Source organism: Mesorhizobium sp. M1334 (assembly GCF_040317995.1).
GTDB lineage: Bacteria > Pseudomonadota > Alphaproteobacteria > Rhizobiales > Rhizobiaceae > Mesorhizobium.
Genome location: NZ_JAMYLM010000002.1, coordinates 664,488 through 682,543, shown reverse-complemented (window position 1 = coordinate 682,543; position 18,056 = coordinate 664,488). Strand labels below are relative to the sequence as shown.

At 62.4% G+C, this 18,056-nt stretch carries 18 protein-coding genes; 4 read left to right on the top strand and 14 right to left on the bottom strand.

Annotation, left to right across the window (positions count from 1 at the left end; genetic code table 11):
* The first annotated feature begins 10 nt into the window (after positions 1-10).
* Complete coding sequence (gene ftsH, locus NKH17_RS06860) at positions 11-1,936, top strand: ATP-dependent zinc metalloprotease FtsH (protein WP_352476109.1); 1,926 nt, start codon at positions 11-13, stop codon at positions 1,934-1,936.
* A gap of 396 nt (positions 1,937-2,332) precedes the next feature.
* Here ftsH and NKH17_RS06855 read toward each other — a convergent pair whose 3' ends face one another.
* On the bottom strand, positions 2,333-3,319 hold the full coding sequence (locus NKH17_RS06855) for a hypothetical protein (protein WP_352898127.1): 987 nt from the start codon (positions 3,317-3,319) through the stop codon (positions 2,333-2,335).
* Positions 3,320-3,853: 534 nt separating this feature from the next.
* On the opposite strand from NKH17_RS06855, the gene glmM reads away from it, so the two are divergent.
* The 3 genes from glmM to NKH17_RS06840 all read left to right on the top strand — a co-directional run bounded on the left by glmM (position 3,854) and on the right by NKH17_RS06840 (position 7,358).
* Positions 3,854-5,206, top strand: coding sequence for a phosphoglucosamine mutase (glmM, locus tag NKH17_RS06850; RefSeq protein ID WP_292664754.1), 1,353 nt, complete (start codon positions 3,854-3,856; stop codon positions 5,204-5,206).
* A 217-nt stretch (positions 5,207-5,423) separates the two neighbouring features.
* Positions 5,424-6,263, top strand: coding sequence for an outer membrane protein (locus tag NKH17_RS06845; RefSeq protein ID WP_352898130.1), 840 nt, complete (start codon positions 5,424-5,426; stop codon positions 6,261-6,263).
* 234 nt (positions 6,264-6,497) lie between these two features.
* Positions 6,498-7,358, top strand: a complete 861-nt coding sequence (locus NKH17_RS06840) for an outer membrane protein (protein ID WP_352898133.1) — start codon at positions 6,498-6,500, stop codon at positions 7,356-7,358.
* Positions 7,359-7,560: 202 nt separating this feature from the next.
* On the opposite strand, the gene NKH17_RS06835 is transcribed toward NKH17_RS06840, so the two are convergent.
* The 13 genes from NKH17_RS06835 to NKH17_RS33395 form a co-directional block, all read right to left on the bottom strand.
* Positions 7,561-8,556 (bottom strand): tyrosine-type recombinase/integrase, encoded by a 996-nt coding sequence (locus NKH17_RS06835; RefSeq protein WP_352970419.1) that lies wholly within the window; start codon positions 8,554-8,556, stop codon positions 7,561-7,563.
* A gap of 178 nt (positions 8,557-8,734) precedes the next feature.
* A complete protein-coding gene (locus NKH17_RS06830) occupies positions 8,735-9,121 on the bottom strand; it encodes a hypothetical protein (protein ID WP_352970416.1) in 387 nt (128 codons plus the stop codon).
* Complete coding sequence (locus NKH17_RS06825; protein WP_352970413.1) at positions 9,118-9,528, bottom strand: hypothetical protein; 411 nt, start codon at positions 9,526-9,528, stop codon at positions 9,118-9,120. The genes NKH17_RS06830 and NKH17_RS06825 overlap by 4 nt, the downstream gene beginning before the upstream one ends.
* A 9-nt stretch (positions 9,529-9,537) precedes the next feature.
* Positions 9,538-10,128: a head-tail connector protein gene (locus NKH17_RS06820; RefSeq protein ID WP_352970410.1), complete on the bottom strand. Its 591-nt coding sequence runs from the start codon at positions 10,126-10,128 to the stop codon at positions 9,538-9,540.
* A 183-nt stretch (positions 10,129-10,311) separates the two neighbouring features.
* Positions 10,312-11,547 carry a phage portal protein gene (locus NKH17_RS06815; protein WP_352970407.1) on the bottom strand — a complete coding sequence of 412 codons (1,236 nt, stop codon included), beginning with the start codon at positions 11,545-11,547 and terminating at the stop codon, positions 10,312-10,314.
* Entirely contained in the window at positions 11,547-12,101 is a 555-nt protein-coding gene (locus NKH17_RS06810) for an HK97 family phage prohead protease (RefSeq protein WP_352970404.1), read from the bottom strand. Before NKH17_RS06810 ends, NKH17_RS06815 begins: the two co-directional genes overlap by 1 nt.
* Before the next feature lie 12 nt (positions 12,102-12,113).
* On the bottom strand, positions 12,114-13,418 hold the full coding sequence (locus NKH17_RS06805; RefSeq protein WP_352970401.1) for a phage major capsid protein: 1,305 nt from the start codon (positions 13,416-13,418) through the stop codon (positions 12,114-12,116).
* 160 nt (positions 13,419-13,578) lie between these two features.
* On the bottom strand, positions 13,579-14,130 hold the full coding sequence (locus tag NKH17_RS06800; RefSeq protein WP_352970399.1) for a MerR family transcriptional regulator: 552 nt from the start codon (positions 14,128-14,130) through the stop codon (positions 13,579-13,581).
* Positions 14,131-14,228: 98 nt separating this feature from the next.
* The gene (locus NKH17_RS06795; protein WP_352970396.1) at positions 14,229-14,681 is read right to left on the bottom strand and encodes a hypothetical protein; all 453 of its coding nucleotides are present in this window, start codon (positions 14,679-14,681) and stop codon (positions 14,229-14,231) included.
* Between the two features lie 274 nt (positions 14,682-14,955).
* Complete coding sequence (locus NKH17_RS06790) at positions 14,956-16,611, bottom strand: terminase large subunit (protein ID WP_352970393.1); 1,656 nt, start codon at positions 16,609-16,611, stop codon at positions 14,956-14,958.
* 67 nt (positions 16,612-16,678) lie between these two features.
* Positions 16,679-17,011, bottom strand: a complete 333-nt coding sequence (locus NKH17_RS06785; RefSeq protein WP_352970391.1) for an HNH endonuclease — start codon at positions 17,009-17,011, stop codon at positions 16,679-16,681.
* Positions 17,011-17,727 (bottom strand): hypothetical protein, encoded by a 717-nt coding sequence (locus NKH17_RS06780; protein WP_352970388.1) that lies wholly within the window; start codon positions 17,725-17,727, stop codon positions 17,011-17,013. Before NKH17_RS06780 ends, NKH17_RS06785 begins: the two co-directional genes overlap by 1 nt.
* On the bottom strand, positions 17,724-18,056 hold the full coding sequence (locus NKH17_RS33395; RefSeq protein ID WP_502910578.1) for a hypothetical protein: 333 nt from the start codon (positions 18,054-18,056) through the stop codon (positions 17,724-17,726). The genes NKH17_RS06780 and NKH17_RS33395 overlap by 4 nt, the downstream gene beginning before the upstream one ends.

Genomic DNA, 18,056 nt, shown 5'->3' with positions numbered 1-18,056 from the left:
GGGACAATTGATGAATCCGAATTATCGCAATCTCGCGCTCTGGGCGATCATAGCGGTCCTGCTCATCGCTCTCTTCAATCTTTTCCAGACGCCGCAGACGCGTGGGGCCTCAAGCGATGTCCCCTATTCGCAGTTCCTGCAGGAAGTCGCGGCGGGACGGATCAAGTCGGTGACCATCGCCGGCGCCCGTATCTCCGGCAATTACACGGACAGTTCCAACGGCTTCCAGACCTATTCGCCTGGGGACCCGTCACTGGTTTCGCGTCTGCAGGACAAGAACGTCACCATCAATGCGCGTCCTGAATCCGACGGCTCCAATTCGCTGTTCGGCACCCTGATCTCCTGGCTGCCGATGATCCTCATCCTCGGCGTCTGGATATTCTTCATGCGCCAGATGCAGTCCGGTTCCGGCCGTGCCATGGGCTTCGGTAAATCGAAGGCCAAGCTTTTGACCGAAGCGCATGGCCGCGTCACCTTCCAGGACGTCGCCGGCGTCGACGAAGCCAAGCAGGATCTGGAAGAGATCGTCGAGTTCCTGCGCGACCCGCAGAAATTCCAGCGGCTTGGCGGCAAGATTCCGCGCGGCGTGCTGCTCGTCGGTCCTCCCGGAACCGGCAAGACGCTGCTCGCCCGCTCGGTCGCCGGTGAAGCCAACGTGCCGTTCTTCACCATTTCGGGCTCGGACTTTGTCGAGATGTTCGTCGGCGTCGGCGCAAGCCGCGTCCGCGACATGTTCGACCAGGCCAAGAAGAATGCGCCCTGCATCATCTTCATCGACGAAATCGACGCGGTCGGCCGCCATCGCGGTGCCGGCCTCGGCGGCGGCAATGACGAACGTGAGCAGACGCTGAACCAGCTGCTGGTCGAGATGGATGGCTTCGAATCCAACGAAAGCATCATCCTGATCGCCGCCACCAACCGGCCCGACGTGCTCGATCCGGCGCTGCTCAGGCCGGGCCGCTTCGATCGCCAGGTGGTGGTGCCGAATCCCGACATCGTCGGCCGCGAGAAGATCCTGAAGGTGCATGTGCGCAACGTGCCGCTGGCGCCCAATGTCGACCTCAAGGTGATCGCGCGCGGCACGCCGGGCTTTTCCGGCGCCGACCTGATGAACCTGGTCAACGAGTCCGCCCTGATGGCGGCACGGCGCAACAAGCGCCTCGTCACCATGGCCGAATTCGAGGACGCCAAGGACAAGATCATGATGGGCGCCGAGCGCCGCTCGTCGGCGATGACGCAGGCCGAGAAGGAGCTGACCGCCTATCACGAGGCCGGCCACGCCATTCTGGCGCTCAACGTGCCGTCCGCCGATCCGCTGCACAAGGCGACCATCATTCCGCGCGGCCGGGCACTCGGCATGGTCATGCAGCTGCCGGAAGGCGACCGCTATTCGATGAGCTACAAATACATGATCTCGCGGCTCGCCATCATGATGGGCGGCCGTGTCGCCGAGGAGTTCAAGTTCGGCAAGGAGAACATCACATCGGGCGCCTCCTCCGATATCGAGCAGGCGACCAAGCTGGCGCGCGCCATGGTGACGCGCTGGGGCTTCTCCGACAAGCTCGGCCATGTCGCCTATGGCGACAACCAGGAGGAGGTGTTCCTCGGCCATTCGGTGGCGCGCACGCAGAACATCTCGGAAGAGACGGCGCAGATCATCGACGCCGAAGTGCGCCGGCTGATCGACGAGGCCTATTCGACGGCAAGGTCAATCCTGACCAAGAAGAAGAAGGAATGGATCGCGCTGGCGCAAGGCCTGCTCGAATACGAGACGCTGTCGGGCGAGGAGATCAAGCAGCTGATCGCCGGCAATAAGCCCGCACGCGACCTCGGCGACGACACGCCGCCGAGCCGCGGCTCGGCCGTACCAAAGTCCGGCCGCCGCAAGAAGGGCCCCGAGCCCGAAGGCGGCATGGAACCCCAGCCGTCAAGCTAGGGATCAGGACAGATCGACTTCGAAACGCCGTGGGCTCTAACCGCGGCGTTTCCTTTTGATGTTCGCGAGGCGCTAAAGCTGCCGATCTCCCCACTTGTGCAGGGCTGTCGCAGGTGGAAAGCCGAGGCTTTCGCCCTACGATGATCCCTAACCCCCAAAAAGGGGAGGGAGACTCGGCGCCTACCTGGGCAAATTGCCTGCCTTTCCGGCGCCAAGGGCTCAACGGCGCCGACGACCCGCCCTCCGAGGCGGGTCTTGCTTCCGGCGGCGGACAGCGAAGGAACGCGACCTGACAGTTGGTCCAACCTCGGAAGGCCCTCTCACTTGTTCGGTAATAACAAAAAAGCCCGCGAACCTTGCGGCTCGCGGGCTCCTATCGTCGGATGATGGCGCCGGTCAGCTCTTCAGCTTGGCGTTGCAGAGGCTGTAGAAGCCGCCGCCCTTCTGGATCCACCTGAGGCCGCCCAGCGTGTTGGCGTCCTTGTTGGCGTAATAGAGGTCGAGGCAGGTGTGCATGCGGCCCTTGGCCGGGGTCTCGGTTGCATACTTCTTGGAGATCGCCGTCGGGAATTTCACGCCCTGGGGGGCGGTGATGGTCGGCGGCTGCGGATCGCCGGTATACTTGGCATCGGGAGCCGGCAGGGTGTCGTCGTCGGCTGCGCCGGCGCCGCATTGGCTCTTGCGGAAGTCGTTCCACTTCATGCCGTTCAGCGTGTTGCCGGCCTTGGCAGCCTGATATTTGGCGCTGCAATCCGCCATACTGAGGCCTTTGCCGGAATCGGTCGCGGCGGCTGTCGCCGCCTCGGCAGGTGCCGCGGCAGGCTGTGCCGCTGCAGTTGCGCCGGCGGCGCATTCACTCTTGCGGAAGTCGTTCCATTTCATGCCGTTGAGCGTGCCGGCAGCCTTGGCGGCCTGGTATTTGGTGCTGCATTCCTTGGCCGTCAGGCCCGGCGCAGCGTCGTCGGCGGCTGCCGCAGCCTTGGTCGTGGCGGCGGGTTGTGCGGCTGCCGTCGCGTCGGCGGCGCACTGTGTCTTGCGGAAATCGTTCCACTTCATGCCGTTCAGCGTGCCGGCGGCTTTTGCCGCCTGGTACTTGGTGCTGCACTCCTTCGCCGTCAGGCCCGGGGCCGCATCGTCGCCGGCGGCTGCCTTGGTGGTGTCAGTGGCCTTGGCCGGGGCGGTGTCGATCGTAGCGGCGGTGGCATCGGTGCCGCATTGCGCCTTGCGGAACTGGTTCCAGTTCTGCCCGCCAAGCGTTCCCGCATCCTTCGCCGCGTTATACTTGGTGCTGCACTCGGCCATGGTCAGCGCATTGGCAGGCGCCGCCAGGAACAAGGTCGCGACGGCAAGACCCGTCAAAGTGGCAAGTCGGTGGATGAGCATGCGTTTTCTCCCTGTGGCAGTTCATGATATGTCCCAGTGCAGCAATAGCGCTCAACGGCTGGTTGCGCCAGATGCTAAGTAGCGTAGAGACAAATTTAGAAGTGCATTCTTTTCTTTAAGGTGATGAATTCGTTGCCGGGACCGTCTCCCAGCCAAGTTCGTCCGGGTGCATTGCACGGAAAGCGCGCATATGGCTGGTTCCCAGCGAGACCACTGCGTCACATGAGGGACAGTCAAATCGGCGGGTGCGGAGGACCTGAGCCTACCGCTGTCTGGAGCCGCACGATGCGGACTCGGGTTCAAGGCCACACTGCCACAGACCAAAGGATCCAGATGAGTTTGAGTTGACGTTTCTGATGCTGCTGCCGCAACAAGGGCTCGGAACTTGAAAATCAACACACTAGCGTGACGCAAAACACACAAAACAACAATTTTCTAAGGATTGGTCGTCCATAATCATACAATGTGATGACGGGGCTTGGGCCATTTTATGGCATGAGATGCTCGGAAAGAACCATCGGGAAGCTGGCGAACATGGCAGGACATTATTTCGGTACGGACGGCATTCGTGGGCGAGCCAATAAGTTTCCAATGACGGCGGAGGTCGCCATGCGGGTCGGCATGGCCGCCGGCCTCTCCTTCCAGCGCGGCAGCCACCGCCACCGCGTCGTGCTCGGCAAGGATACCAGGCTTTCCGGCTACATGATCGAGAACGCGATGGTATCGGGCCTGTGCGCCGCCGGCATGGATGTCTTCCTGCTCGGCCCTATCCCGACGCCCGCTGTTGCCATGCTGGTGCGCTCGCTGCGCGCCGATATCGGGGTGATGATTTCTGCCTCGCACAACCCCTATTACGACAACGGCATCAAGCTGTTCGGCCCCGATGGCTACAAGCTGTCCGATGAGATCGAGGAGCGTATCGAGGGGATGCTCGACAAGGATATCGAATTGGCGCTCGCCGATTCCGATGGGCTCGGCCGCGCCAAACGCGTCGACGGCGTGCATGACCGCTATATCGAATTCGCCAAGCGCACGTTGCCGCGCTCAATGTCGCTGTCGGGCCTGCGCATCGTCGTCGATTGCGCCAACGGCGCCGCCTACAAGGTGGCGCCCGACGCGCTGTGGGAACTCGGCGCCGAGGTCGTCGCCATCAATGTCGAGCCGAACGGCTTCAACATTAACAAGGAATGCGGCTCGACTCATCCGGCCGGCTTGCAAAAGAAGGTGCACGAAGTGCGCGCCGATATCGGCATTGCGCTCGACGGCGATGCCGACCGCGTCGTCATCGTCGACGAGAACGGCGCGATCGTCGATGGCGACCAGATCATGGCGCTGATTGCCGAGTCTTGGCACCAGAGCGGGCGGCTGGCCGGCGGCGGTGTCGTCTCGACGGTAATGTCCAATCTCGGCCTCGAACGCTTCCTCGGCGACATGAACCTGCAGTTGCATCGCACCAAGGTCGGCGACCGCTATGTCGTCGAGCACATGCGTGCCCATGGGCTCAATGTCGGCGGCGAACAGTCGGGTCACATCGTGCTGTCCGACTTTTCGACTACCGGCGACGGCCTTGTCTCGGCGCTGCAGGTGCTCGCCTGCATCAAGCGGCAGAACCGACCGGTGAGCGAACTGTCGAAGAAGTTCGAGCCGGTGCCGCAGCTGTTGAAGAATGTGCATATTTCCGGCGGCAAGCCGCTCGAGGAGGCGCCGGTCAAGGCAGCGATCGAAGATGCGCGCAATCGCCTCGGCAAGGCCGGGCGCCTGGTCATCCGGCCATCCGGCACGGAGCCGCTCATCCGCGTCATGGCGGAAGGCGACGACCCACAACTTGTCGAGTCCGTCGTCAACGACATCGTCGAGGTCATTTCGGAAACGCGCAGCGCCGCCTGATCTCCCTCCAACATCGGTTCAAAGCCCGCCTTGCCGGCGGGCTTTTTATTGAGTCGCCAATTCCGCCTGCAGCAACGGCCGATTGCTCGACTTTTAGAGATTCGTGGTTAATCAATACGGTTAAACGCCTTTTAACCTTTCCGATTCATTATCCACAACTGAGGTCAATCATATTTCGGGCGCGTTCGCCGTTCGAGTGTTCTCAGGGGTGATAAGCATGTTCAACACAGCAAGAATGGCCCTCCTGGCCGCGCTGTTTGCCGGCGCCGGGCCGGCGTTCGCCGCCGATTTCGTCGAGCCGCCCGTAGTCGAGGAGGCGCCACCACCGGTTGCCTACGAGCAGCCGGCCGAATTCGGCGGCTGGTATATCCGTGGCGACATCGACTATCACTGGTCGAAGTTTCGTGGTGGCGACTACATCACCTACGGTGTAGCGCCCCAGAATCCCGGCAAGTTCGATACAGGCAAGCTGGACGGCGCCTTCTCGGCCGGCGGCGGTGTTGGTTACCAGATCGACGAGCATTTCCGTACCGATCTCACCTTGGACTGGATGAGCAAGTCCAAATTTCGCGGCTCGACCAACGGCTTCTGCGGCCCGCAGCAAACGCCTTGCACGTCCGTCGATACCTCGTCCTATTCGGCGCTGCTGCTCTTGGCCAACGCCTATGTCGACATCGGCACCTGGCATGGGATCACGCCTTATGTCGGCGCCGGCATCGGCGGTGCCTGGGTCAAGTGGGATGAACTGCACAACGTGGACAGCGATGGTTCATTTGATCATAGCGGTGGCAAGGGCTGGCGTTTTGCCTATGCTGCCATGGCGGGCGCATCCTACTGCCTGACCGACCGCGTCAAACTCGATGTCGGCTACCGCTTCAGCCACATCAATGGCGGTAAGATGTTCGACTATGCCTCCCTCCCCAATGTCGGCCCCGGCTATGACCACGGCATCAACGTGCACGAAGTGCGTGGCGGCCTGCGCTACCAGTTCGGCAGGTCGGACTGCGCGCCGCCGGAGCCCTATGTTCCAGAACCCGAGCCCGTCTACACCAAGTAGTTGTTTCTGAAATCCAGGAATTCGTCGACCGCCCGGCTGATGCCGGGCGGTTTCGTTTTGGCTGCCTACAGATGCTGCGGCGCTCTGGAACACCGCCCAACTCGAGAAGCGAAAGCGGATCAAATCAATTGCTAACGCCTTGTTATCCTTAACCCGCACTTAACCACTATGGTTAACAATGCTCTCTGAAACGGCGCGCGATTGCGAATGCGCCAAGTTCGGGAGCCGAGGACCATGACATCCAAATCGCCTGTAGCACTGGCGCTTGCAGCAGTCGTCCTGATGCCGCTGACGCCGGCGCTTGGCGCCGACTACGATCCGCCGGTCTATGTCGACCAGGCGCCCGACTATGTACCGGTCGAGGTTGGCTCGGGATGGTATCTGCGCGGCGATGTCGGCTATGCGTTCAGCCACCCGTTCGAGCATGAGGAGATTGCAACCGGTCCCCTAACCAGCTTCACGCAGGATAGCAGCCTGTTCACGGGCAGCATCGGAATGGGCTACCACTTCAACGATTACCTTCGCGGTGAACTGAATGCCGGAATCCTACCAACCAACGAGTTCGGCGACCAGCAAAAGGTAGCAGCTACCTGCGACGGTTCAACGCTCACCAAGAATCTCCTCGGCGAAATTATAACCGTCCCCGCTTCGCAGAAATGCGATCTGTCCAACAATGCGTCCAACAAGGGCTACAGCATCATGGCCAACGGCTATGTCGATCTCGGGACATATGTCGGGATCACGCCCTATCTCGGCGGAGGCCTCGGTCTCGCCTACAACAAATACTACAGGAGCATCGGCGCGCGCGATTGTAAGGAAGTACCCGCCAATCCATCCGGGACCGGGGGCTTCATTTGCGATGATCCGGCGGGCTACGAGGGCGCTACCGACTCGCAAGCCAAATTCAATCTCGCCTACTCGATCGGCGCCGGCCTTTCCTATCGGGTGACCAAGAACGTCTCGGTCGATCTCGGCTACGAATATTTCTCCGTGCCCAATGCCAAATACGTTGCCTATGACGACGGCGCCCTCAACATTCACAAAGGCATAGACTACCAGACGGTCAAAGTCGGACTGCGATACGACCTCTGGTAGGCTCGATCGAAGCTGAGGCGTGAACAATGGCGGGTCTTTGGCCCGCCGTTTGCGTTGTGGCACTTTTTTGCCAAAGGCAGCCGGTATCCCGACAGCGACAAAAACTTTCCCCTTGACGCCGAAAGCCTGAACGCATATCGCCGTCCGTGGGCCACCCCTCCCCAACGAGGGTCGTTGTCTACATCCATTTTATGCAATCCTTTCAACTGCTTGCGGCCTTCCCGGTTTCGGGTTGTGCCAGATTTGTGCCAAAAATGACGTTGGTGACGGTCCGGTCGCCCATGGCGTGGGCATAGGTCTTGACCAACGTGGCCACGTCTTTCCAGCCGCCCATCTTGGCGACGGTCTTCACGTCGACGCCGGCGTGCAGCATGGTCGTGGCGAAGCCGTGCCGGCACGAATGCGGTGACAGCTTCGCGATGCCGGCGCGCTTCACGGCCGCGTCCCACACCTGGCGCACGTTTTCCCGATGCAGATACTGAAACACAGGATCATCGGGCTTCCGGTTCGACGGGATGTTTGCGATGGCCGCTAGGAGCTGCGGCGGAAGATGCGCGAGGCGCTCCTCGCCGATCTTGGTCTGTCTGATCAGCGCCGTCCGTGCATGAAGATCGACATCGGCCCACGTCAGGGAAACCGCCTCGCCGATGCGAGCACCGGTTCCAAACATGAACATGCAGAGCGCGCCCAAATGCGCCGAGGAATTGGCCACGAAGGCGTTCACCCAATCGAGGGTCGCGGGCTGTTTAATCTTGGAGACGACCTTGAAACGCTTTACCCGGAGACGCGGGCACCATTCTTCGTCGGCGCAATGATTGATGACGGCCTGTGTCGGCACGATCACCTGCCGGTTTCGCGTGGCCGCCCCGGCATTGGGGTAGAGCTTGATTGCAGCTCGCTTTACGGCCTGGTCGGTGATCGAGGCGACGAGCGTGTCTTTCCAATGGTCCTCGATCCGTTCGAGGAAGCGCGTCGACTTGCCCGATTGGCGATAGGCGATGGCGGCGTCGGCAAAGGTCAGCGTCGATCCCGGTCCATCGAGATGACGCGTCCACTCCCGCTTTTCTCTTTCGGCCGCGATCCGCTGCGCTCTTGTTTTGTCCTCAGTCTCTGTAGAGCCGCGTATCCGCCTTCCGGCGACCGTGCCCCTGTAGTGCCAGATCGATCCGCCTGACCGTTTGTAGAGCTTGAGGGGCATGGGCGTGTCGCTTCCATGAGCTGTTGAACATCGTCTGCCGTGAAGATCATCCGTTTCCCGAATTGCGAGCAAGCGCCTAGCGAACGTGCCATCTCTCGCAAAGATCGTTCAGAGATGCCGAGGTGTGACGCCAGCTCCTCCGGGGTTGTGTAGTCAGGGAGCAAATTGGACCTTGCCATCATCCCGTCACCTTGATCTCGATCCGCACCACCTGGTCGCCGTCGTAGATCGCTGAGACCTGCCCGATTGCCTTCTCGCCGCCACGCATGATGATCGCGTCGGCCGTGCTGGGCAGGTTCTCATCGCCGGGCGGAATGGTGCCGCTCGCGATCGTCGCCGGCACTGCGCCGGGGAACGCCTTTTTGCGCAGCTCGGTCGGCGATAGGATCACGAGATAGTTGTTCTGGGTGATGGCGCCGATAAGCTGTTCGGCCGCGAACGTCTTGACGATGCCGGTCAAATTCAGGCGATGCCGCACGACACCCGACACCTTGCGCGCGAGCTGCACAGGCTCGCCATGCAGGCGGAGCTGCCGATCCAGCCGGGCAACGTGCGCATTCTTCATTTGGCGTCCAGCCTCAGTCGGGCCGTGGTGTTGGCGTAGGTGCCCGTCGTGCTGATCTTGGCCCGCATCACAGCGCCGAGAATGCCGTCGACGACGGTATTGTCGGGCAGGGCGCCATCGGTCGGCGTGATGGCCGTCGCGACTGGCGTGCCGGCCGACAGGTTCACGGCTTTGACCGCGCTCGCCGTGGTGAAGGCGAAGCAGGCAACGTCGATCCACGAAAGCCCCTGGTCGAGCGAGACTTGCGCATAGACCTTGCAGCTCGTGCCGCCGCTGCCATAGGCGAACTCGCATTGCAGCGTGGCGGCGAGGATCCCGGCGAGCTTGTCGACGGCGGTTTGCGCCTCGCCGGCAATTGCGGTCGTGATGGCGCGATTGAGAAGGTTGAATTGACCGGGATTGAGCACGGCATCACCTCATTTCAGCTTGCGGAATTGTTTCAGGAGGGCGAGCACGTCGGGCGGCAGATGTTCATCCCGGCCGGCGAAGTAGGAGGCAGTCGAGATCGCATCGACGCTTTCCGAGCGAACCATCGGGTCGCGATCAGCCGCCATGTAATAGGCTTTCACGAGCTGGATGCAGGCTTGCTGCAATGCCGCGGGCGCATCCAGCGGAAGATCGTAGCCGGCGCTGTATGTCACGACGATTTTTTGGGCAGGCCACCAGCACGGCCGGTCGCCATATAGTCGCGTCACGAGGCCCGTGGCCTTGTCGGCTTCATAGTCGGGCGCGGCCAGGATGGCATCGTTCTCGACGATCGAAACAATCTCGTCGACCGGATAGCGCGCGAGGATCAATTCTTCGCGGCATCTGTCCAGCCGGAGCTGCTCGGCGACGGTCTCCAACGCGAACACCCGGCGACAGTGCCGGGCGATTACGTCAGACGCGCGATCGAGAAAACCTTGCAGCGCCTCATCTTCGCTTTGATCGACAATCCCCATCGCGCCCCGAATCACGCCCAGGTCGACAAGATTGAATTTGGTCGCGGCCGTGGTGACGGTCAGCATGATGGACCTCGGGAAAGTGCGCGGTTTTCGGGTGCCCGTCGCGCGGGTAAAGGATGAAACCCCGCCACGGGCCGACGGGGTTGTTCGCCAAAAGCGAGCGCGGCACTCACCGTCTTGCCGCAGCCTTGTGGCGCTGAAACCCCGGCGAAGCACATCCGGGTAAAGACGCCAACGTGGCTAGCGTTATTCTTCGGCATTGTTGCCCCCGCCCCGATCGGCGACGGGTCGGCCCGTCTGCTCTTGCTGCATATTGGCGGGCGCGAAATATTCATCGCCGGCCGGATCGGTGCGGCGGTTCTGGTTTTCGAACCGGCGCAACTCATTGGCCGAGTAGACGCCGATCTCGCGTGCGATCCGATAAGCCTGAAACCGGGTCAGCATGTCGCCGCGTAGGAGCAGATCGCAGTCGAATTCACATTCCAAGGCGCGGCGCGTCGCGGAGCTGAACAGGTTGCGCTCTATGGCGCGCTCCCACCTGGTCAGCCAGGGCATGATGGTGTGGGAATAAAACCACCGCCCGACCTCAACAATGGATGACTGGTTGCCGCCCTCAAAGTCGCCGATGACAGGCGGCGGGACGCGAAAGATGCGCGCCAGCGCGGTCGTCGAGAATTTACGGCTCTCGAGCATTTGCGCATCATCGGGAGAGACGGAAACTTGTTGCCACTTCAAGCCCTCCTCGAGGACGGCCACGGCGCCGGCCCGATCGGCGCCGGAATAGGTCTGTTTGAAGTCGCGCTGCAGGCGCTCGGCCGCTTCCTCGCCGATCGCCTCGGGATGGCTGAGAATGCCGGACATTGACGCGCCGTTTTTGAAGGTCGACGCGGCATAGCGTTCGGTCGCGATCGCCGAGCCGAACGTCTCGCGGGCGCGCGCCAGGCGGGACTTGCCGACGACGCCATCATCGGATCGGTCGCGAAGGTGGAACATTTCTTCGGGCAGCAGGCGCCTGGTCCCGCCTTCCGGCAGGCTCACATCATAAGCGTAGCGGCCGGTGCGCGGGATGCGGACGACGCTCACATGGTCGGGATGGTAGGGGATCAGCTCGACTGGCGCGCCACGGCCGTCCCGGATGATCTCGGCATAGGCGTTGCCGCGCAAAAGGCAGTGCGCGGTCATCATCTCAATGAATTCGCCTGCCGTCTGACGGTCGTTTGCATCGCCGCCGAAGATTTGCGCCACAGGGTGCGCAGGATCCTGCGAACGGTCGCCGTCGCCGAGCTTGCGGTAAACCAGCAAGGGCAGCATGCCGACAGTCTCGGCGATCACCTGGACGCATGAGAACACCACGGACAGGTTTTCGGCCAGGTGCGGCGAGACGGGAACGCCCGCGTCGGTGCCGTAGTCGGCGCCGGTGCGCAGCAAGTCCCACGTGGTCGGGGTCGAGCGCTTTTCGGCCGGGATCGTGGCGGCTTCCATTAGATCGTCTCCAGGAAGCGGCGCAGCGCCCGCAGGCGCGGCGCGTTGGCGAATTGCAGTTCATAGGAGCGACGGGCGACGGACGTGTCGAGATAGGCCGGCTGCGCCGTGACGGTGACCTCGTGCAGGTCGACGTCGATCAGCTCGCGCACCACCTGGTCGCCGCGCACCTGCCAACGATCGCCGCCCTTGGGCACGGAGAAGGCGAAGGAAGCGCCGCGAACGTCGCCGCGCTCGACACTGACCAGCAGGTCGCGCGCGGCGGTCGTGTCGGGCACGTCGATCTCGAACGCGAGGCCGCGCGTGTCCTCTTGAAGCCGCAGCGTGCCGGCCGAGCGCCGGCCAAGCACGAGCTGCGGCATATGCTGGACCAGCGCGAGCGGATCTCGGTCGGACGTGAGCGTGCGCTTGAAGGCGCCGGGCAGCACGATTTCCGTGAAGCCGCCAAGGTCTTGCGACAGGGAATTGAATATGGCCGCGTGCCCTACAAGCCGGGGGGTTTTCTTGTCTCCCCCGGCCCGCAGTTCAATGGCGACCCGACGTTCGATAGTCATGGTCGCCTCCGATCAGGTTGTCGTAATGTCCTTGATGGCCGCGAAGCTCTCGGCGTGGCGCACCTGCACGTCGACGTCGCGCATCGCCCGCACGAGCACGCGGCCTTTTGCGTAGGCTGTCGTTTCATAGGGGTTGAGCAGGATGTCGATGCCCGTCCAGTAGCCGATCAGCAAGTCGGAGAAGTTGCCAAAGATCAGCGCGGAGCAGACTGCGTTGGCGGTGCCCTTGGTCAGATTGGAGGGAACCGCGTTGGTTGAGGCCAGCGGATAGCCGGCCAACTCGTTCGGGCTCTCTTGGATCATCACGCTGTCTGTGCTCGCGACCTTAACGGTGCCACGCGCCTTCTTGACGAACTTCGGATTGGTGAGGAAGGCTCGGCCCTCCGCGTTGTCCGTTTCGAGTTCGGCAATCAGGTCGAGCACGCTTTGCCAGGTCGGCGCGCCGCCATTCGTGCCGATCGCGACCGAACCAATCCCCGACGTGCTGAGAATGCCAGTAGGAGTATTGGAGGTGCCATCGCCAGCAATGGCTTTCTCGTCGATCGCAGCCGCGATAATCTGCATGAGATCGTTGCGGACGATTTGCTCGATCGACGGCGATGCGTTGAGTAGCAAGCGCCTGCTATAGCTGGTAATAGCGCCGCAGGTTTTCGGCGCCAAGTTGACATCGTCGGCGCTGAGATCGGTTTCGGTCAGTGAGCCATCTTCCGCGACCCATTGAGCGGTCGAGCTGCCAGTCTGGCGGGGAATGTCGATCGGCGAGCCGACAAGGTTGTCGAGCACGGTAGCCCCGAGCCGTCCCATCACGAGAGCGGTGCGCAGACGGTCGATAAACAAGTCGGCGCGATGCGGGTTCGGCACGAGATCGGCTCCGCTCGACCCTACAAGCAGGGTGCGGCGCTCTACCTCAAACACCTGGTCCGGCACTGCGATGCCTTGGAATGGCCGCGCGGCGCGGCGCTGGACTTCCTGGCTGATCTCGATCTCAAAGCCTGCGTCCACACCGCCACCGCCCACGTCGCGCGGCAACGACGCGCGGATCGCCTTGACGACGGAGAAGTCGCGGGCGCGCTCCTCATACGCACCGTCGCCGAGACGGCCGTGCACAATCGCGGGCGCGGTCCGCTCGGCATCGGCGAGCGTCTGCGCCCGGCCGATTTTCTTGTCTAGATCGGCGATCGTGGTCTTGAACGTGCCGAACTTGGTTTCTTCGTCGGCAGTGAGATCGCGCTTTTCAGTATCGGCCAGGTCGGCCAAGGCCCGCATGTTCACGACGGCCGTGGCGCGGGCTTCCTGCAATTCATGAAGTTTGGGCATGTCAGTCTCCATCGTTGGGAAAGTGCCGCTTCGCAGCGGGGTTTAAAGTTCCATCGGGCCGGGCATTCCGGCGCTGGGAAGTGCCGCCTCACGGCGGGAAATCAGTTCACACAGTGTATACGCTACAATCAGAGATAGAGGAATATATTCCTGTGTGAAATCACGCCTTCCTCTCGTCGAGGGCGGCTTTGACCTTCTCAAGCATGTCGTCGATGATCAGGCCGGCTGCGAGCACAACGTGGGTGACGCGTAGCATCAGCAAACCCGCGTCCTGTTTTTCCTCGTCTCCGAAAACAATCAGGTCCCCTTGGCGGATCGCATGCCGGTAGGAGACCTTATCCTTGGCGACGATCGCCACGATGAGGTAATGGTCGAGTGGCGCAAGCAGCGGTGACGTGCGCACCCCTTCCTTACGATTGGCGATCGAGGCCTCGACAAAGGTGTCAAGCAATTTCACCACCTCGTCGCAAAGTCCGCTAGCGGCGGAAGGCGACATGCCGATGTTCTCGACCAGATCGACCATCGCCGAAACGCGGATCATGTCGACCGGGGAAAACAACCATCGACCGAGCCGATGCTTCTCCCCCATCTCCACGACGCCGCGCTTCAGCCAGTTTCGAAATGTGAACTTGTCGACGCCGGTGAACGCGATCACCTCCTCGGAAGTGAACGACCGATCGCGGATCATCGCCTTGAAGCGTTCTGGTGTCATATCGAACATGGTTCATACGACTAACGCAAATTCGAGCGAGTAGCAATCCCGCCCGCGCCGGCTTGTGGATAACCAGCCTGTCTTTCAAGGCAGGTTTGTCAGACAACCTTCCGCACAATGAAGGCCTCGAGCCGGTCCTCGGGAATTTCATGCCGGCCGTTTGGCCAGCTGTAGGCGAACATCCGCTTTCCGTCCCGCCGATCAGCTAAAAGCGTGACCTTCACGGGGCCGCTGTGTTCGGTCTCATAGATGCCGTCGCCCTGGTAGCGCCCTGTCCTGAAATGTGCGGAGATCATCATGCCACAACCGTCGCTGCCTTCGTCCCCCAAAAAGTTGAAGCCATCCCAATGTGAGATCCGAGGGTCGATCTCTTCGGCGGCTTTCTTCAGTTCGGCAAGATGGTGCTCATAGCGCTCGTGAGCGGTCATATCGCGCTGCGCCGAGACGGCCGCCACACCGCCGACGCTTGCGATGGCAAGGCCGCCTAGGATTGAGCGTCGGGATAGGTTCTTGCCATTAGGCAAGGCGGTGCTATTGCTGGAAACAGCCATGATCGATCTCCTTACGATCGGTTTCGGTTAGAGCCGGGCAAGCGTTCGCGCGCTTGTCCGGTTCGCATTTGGTGATATCATGCAACCATGGCTGAGACAATTGGTGATATCACGAAATCGCGAAAGCGACCGAACCAGAGCGGAACACCTGTCATGGTGCGGTTGCAACCGGCGCAATTGACTGACCTTGATGCGTGGCGAAGAAATCAGTCCGATGTACCATCGCGCCCGGAAGCTATCCGTCGGTTGGTCGAACAGGCATTGGCGCAAAATCCTACCGCGAAGCGACGAGAGAAATGAGGCCGCGCCCCTGGTAGACGCTCGGTTTCTTCGGAGCCACCTTCACAGCCGCGCCGATCGCCATAGTCGCGGCGACCAGGCCGTCGATTCGGCCGGTGTTCCGCTCTTTGACTAGCTTGCGCGCCCCGGTCGGGTCGGAAACCGTCACAGCATTCGCCACGCACATATCGAGCACCGGGTGCCCGGGATGGCGCAGCTCGCGGCGCAGCACGGCCGTCTCGACGGCATCGATCGCCGGCCCCATGTCGCGCCAGCCCTGCCCGAACTCCTCGAGCTCGATCCGAACGCTTTCCTCCGCCATGATCCGCCTGATTTCGTCCAGCCGCCAGCGGTCGGCGGCGCAGAACTGGACGTTGTAGTCCTTCGTCAGCTCGGCCATGCGATGTACGACGAACGTCTTGTCGATTGCCCGGCCGGGCGTGGCCTCAATGAAGCCCTGCCGCACCCATAGGCGGTATGGAACGTGGTCGCGGCGCTCGGCTTCTTCCAGATTGTCGGCCGGCATCCAGAACCATGCCCGCAAATCCTGCGATGCAGGGAACCATGCGGCGAGGGCGGTCAAATCCGTGGTCGAGCTGAGATCGAGACCAAGAATGCAGCGTTGCTTCGACAGCCGGTCCATGCCGGCGAAAAGGCCGTCGCTCTCATCATCGGCATGTTTGCAGGCGGTCCAGTCGCGGGCATTGAGGAACCGAGCCGTCGCGTCGACCGGCTGGTTCAGGTAGAGCAGCCGGAACGACGGTTCGCGCGCCGGCAGTGCCTTGGCTTGCTCGGCGGCCGACCGCATTTCGTCCAGGGACCGGAAGTCGCCAAGCGCCGGATTGCAGGCGAACCAGGTTTCTTCCGACCAAGGATCCGCGTCGTCGGGCGCGGCGAAGATCACCGGCAAAAATGTTTCGTCGACGATCACGCCGTCGAGCACCCGCTGCCCATACTGGACCAGCTCAGACATCACGTGATTTTTGTCGTGGCTTTGCGTCGAGATCACAACGAATAGCGGCTCGGCGCGCGCGGCGCCGCCGGTCGTCAGAGCGTCGTAAAGGTCGCGCTTCGGCCACTGGGCGAGCTCGTCGAGGACGGCGAAGCTGACATTCAGGCCGTGCGCCTTCTTTGCGTCGGACGAAAGCGCCTCATAGGTCGAGCCGGTAATCACATCCTCCAAGGTCTTGGAATGCTCGCGGATGATGATCCGGTCGGACAGCTCGGCGTCGGCCCGCACGAAGGCGACCAGCTCGCGCAAAATCAGGGCCGCTTGCTTGCGATCGGCCGCTGCCGAATAGACCTGCCCGCGCTGCTCGGCTTCCGGCCCGACCAGGTGACACAAGGCGAGCGCCGCGGCGATCTGCGTCTTGCCGTTTTTTCGCGGGATCGTGAGAAGCACCTGGCGCTTGATGCGATTGCCGCCGGCGTCCGTCGCATAGATCGCATCGACGATCGTTCGTTGCCACGGGCGCAGCAGGAAGGGCTTGCCGGCGTGCATGCCGCTCGTGATTTTCAGCGTCTCGATGAACGCGATCACGCGGCCGGCTCGGGAAAGGCCGCGCTTCTCCCACGGCTTGGAACGTCGCCTCGTTTTCTTCATATCGGCGACGGCCTTGACCGGCTTCGCCCCTATGCCTCGCTTGCCCATGATATTGATTTCCTTAAACAAAAGTAAGTGTGCGCGACTGCCCCCAGCGGTCCAATCCCCAGCCGAACTAGGAGGATCGAACCCCCCTCGGCCCGCCTGTAAACCAGGGGTGCGAGGGGTCGCGCGGAGATCCGTCGGCGAAGCAGCCCTTCACCACGAGCTTGCCGCCGTTGCGTCGTCGGCCGTCGGGCAGCTCCTTCACCGCGTCGTCATGCTCGCGGCACAGCGACCGCGTGTTCGCGATCGTGTCAGCGCCGCCGTCTCGCCGTCGCTTGATGTGATCGACCGTCGTGGCCCGCTTGCCGCAGCCAGGCACGACGCACGTGTCACGGTCGAGCTTCAGCCGCGCGGCCCGCAGTTGACGCCAATGGCGGCTCTTGTAGTACGGGTCGCCAGGCATCAGGTGTGCCCTCGCTGGCAAGGTGGCCGCAGCGGTCCCGCTCGCTTCCTATTCCCAAGCCCCTTTGCGCCGCTTCCGCTGGCACTACCGTGCCCGTGCTCGGCTCTATGACCAGCGGAGATGGTTGTTGTTTGATCTTGGTTCTTCGTGGGGTGGAACGATTTGAACCCTATAGATCGCGCCAGCGAAGGCCCTCGCTTCAGCCAGGCGAGCCATTCCTTTGAGAGGACGCGCACGAGGTTGGTGAGGTTCTTCTCTCTCTTGCGCGGTCGCGCCTCGACCGTCACGTGGCCGTGCGCCTGTGCCTCACGAAGCGCGTTCTGCACGGTCGTGCGGCTGACGCCGGCAACGGCCGCGATCCGGTCAAGGGGCAGATCGCAGACGCCATGATGCTTCACCTCGCCTGCGACGACGGCCAAGGCGGCGCGCTCGCCCTCGGTGTAGTGATGCCGGATCGTGTCGGGCAGGCCGCTTGAGCCGCCCAGCACGCGGCGGCGCTTGACGGACGCGGCGCGATCGGGCGAGCGTTGCCACTTGCGATTGAACCGGGCTGTCAGGCGGCGGGAATGGCGATTGAGGGGACCGGGTGCGCGGCTCGCCCCCTTCGTGCGGATCGCGCCCGACATGTAGGCCTCGACCAGCTCCGGATCGGGAGCGCCGGCCTTGACCAGCCGCGAGTTGACCAGAGCGGCGCTGACGTGCAGGGGCGCAGTCATCGCTGCACCGCGTTCGCTTCACGGATCGCCTGGACGGCTTCAAGCGCCGACAGGCTGAACATCGCCCGGAGCACGGGCACAATCGGACGCGGGCAATTGTCACGGTTTTCCGCTAGCCAGCGGGCCGCGCACGTTGCAGCGGAAGCGCCGTTGTGGTAGGCCGATGTTGCATCTGCAATGCTTTCGTATTCCGAAGCGCCGCCGTTCAGGGGTCCAGCCTGAGCGGCGGTTTTCGTTTGCGCCGTCGCCGGAGCTGCACGAACAGACGGCGAACTGCCTGTGTCAGATTTGTGCCACTTCTTGCCGGGCGTTCCACGTCCGTTCTGCAC

Bases quoted from the DNA above. Each gene is read 5' to 3' on its own strand.
- NKH17_RS06840 (WP_352898133.1), top strand. From the start codon at position 6,498: ATGACATCCAAATCGCCTGTAGCACTGGCGCTTGCAGCAGTCGTCCTG.
- ftsH (WP_352476109.1), top strand. From the start codon at position 11: ATGAATCCGAATTATCGCAATCTCGCGCTCTGGGCGATCATAGCGGTC.
- NKH17_RS06785 (WP_352970391.1), bottom strand. From the start codon at position 17,011: ATGCCTGGCGACCCGTACTACAAGAGCCGCCATTGGCGTCAACTGCGG.
- NKH17_RS06780 (WP_352970388.1), bottom strand. From the start codon at position 17,727: ATGACTGCGCCCCTGCACGTCAGCGCCGCTCTGGTCAACTCGCGGCTG.
- NKH17_RS06800 (WP_352970399.1), bottom strand. From the start codon at position 14,130: ATGACACCAGAACGCTTCAAGGCGATGATCCGCGATCGGTCGTTCACT.
- NKH17_RS06845 (WP_352898130.1), top strand. From the start codon at position 5,424: ATGTTCAACACAGCAAGAATGGCCCTCCTGGCCGCGCTGTTTGCCGGC.
- NKH17_RS06790 (WP_352970393.1), bottom strand. From the start codon at position 16,611: ATGGGCAAGCGAGGCATAGGGGCGAAGCCGGTCAAGGCCGTCGCCGAT.
- NKH17_RS06805 (WP_352970401.1), bottom strand. From the start codon at position 13,418: ATGCCCAAACTTCATGAATTGCAGGAAGCCCGCGCCACGGCCGTCGTG.
- NKH17_RS06795 (WP_352970396.1), bottom strand. From the start codon at position 14,681: ATGGCTGTTTCCAGCAATAGCACCGCCTTGCCTAATGGCAAGAACCTA.
- NKH17_RS06855 (WP_352898127.1), bottom strand. From the start codon at position 3,319: ATGCTCATCCACCGACTTGCCACTTTGACGGGTCTTGCCGTCGCGACC.
- NKH17_RS06830 (WP_352970416.1), bottom strand. From the start codon at position 9,121: ATGAAGAATGCGCACGTTGCCCGGCTGGATCGGCAGCTCCGCCTGCAT.
- NKH17_RS06815 (WP_352970407.1), bottom strand. From the start codon at position 11,547: ATGGAAGCCGCCACGATCCCGGCCGAAAAGCGCTCGACCCCGACCACG.
- NKH17_RS06835 (WP_352970419.1), bottom strand. From the start codon at position 8,556: ATGCCCCTCAAGCTCTACAAACGGTCAGGCGGATCGATCTGGCACTAC.
- glmM (WP_292664754.1), top strand. From the start codon at position 3,854: ATGGCAGGACATTATTTCGGTACGGACGGCATTCGTGGGCGAGCCAAT.
- NKH17_RS06810 (WP_352970404.1), bottom strand. From the start codon at position 12,101: ATGACTATCGAACGTCGGGTCGCCATTGAACTGCGGGCCGGGGGAGAC.
- NKH17_RS06820 (WP_352970410.1), bottom strand. From the start codon at position 10,128: ATGCTGACCGTCACCACGGCCGCGACCAAATTCAATCTTGTCGACCTG.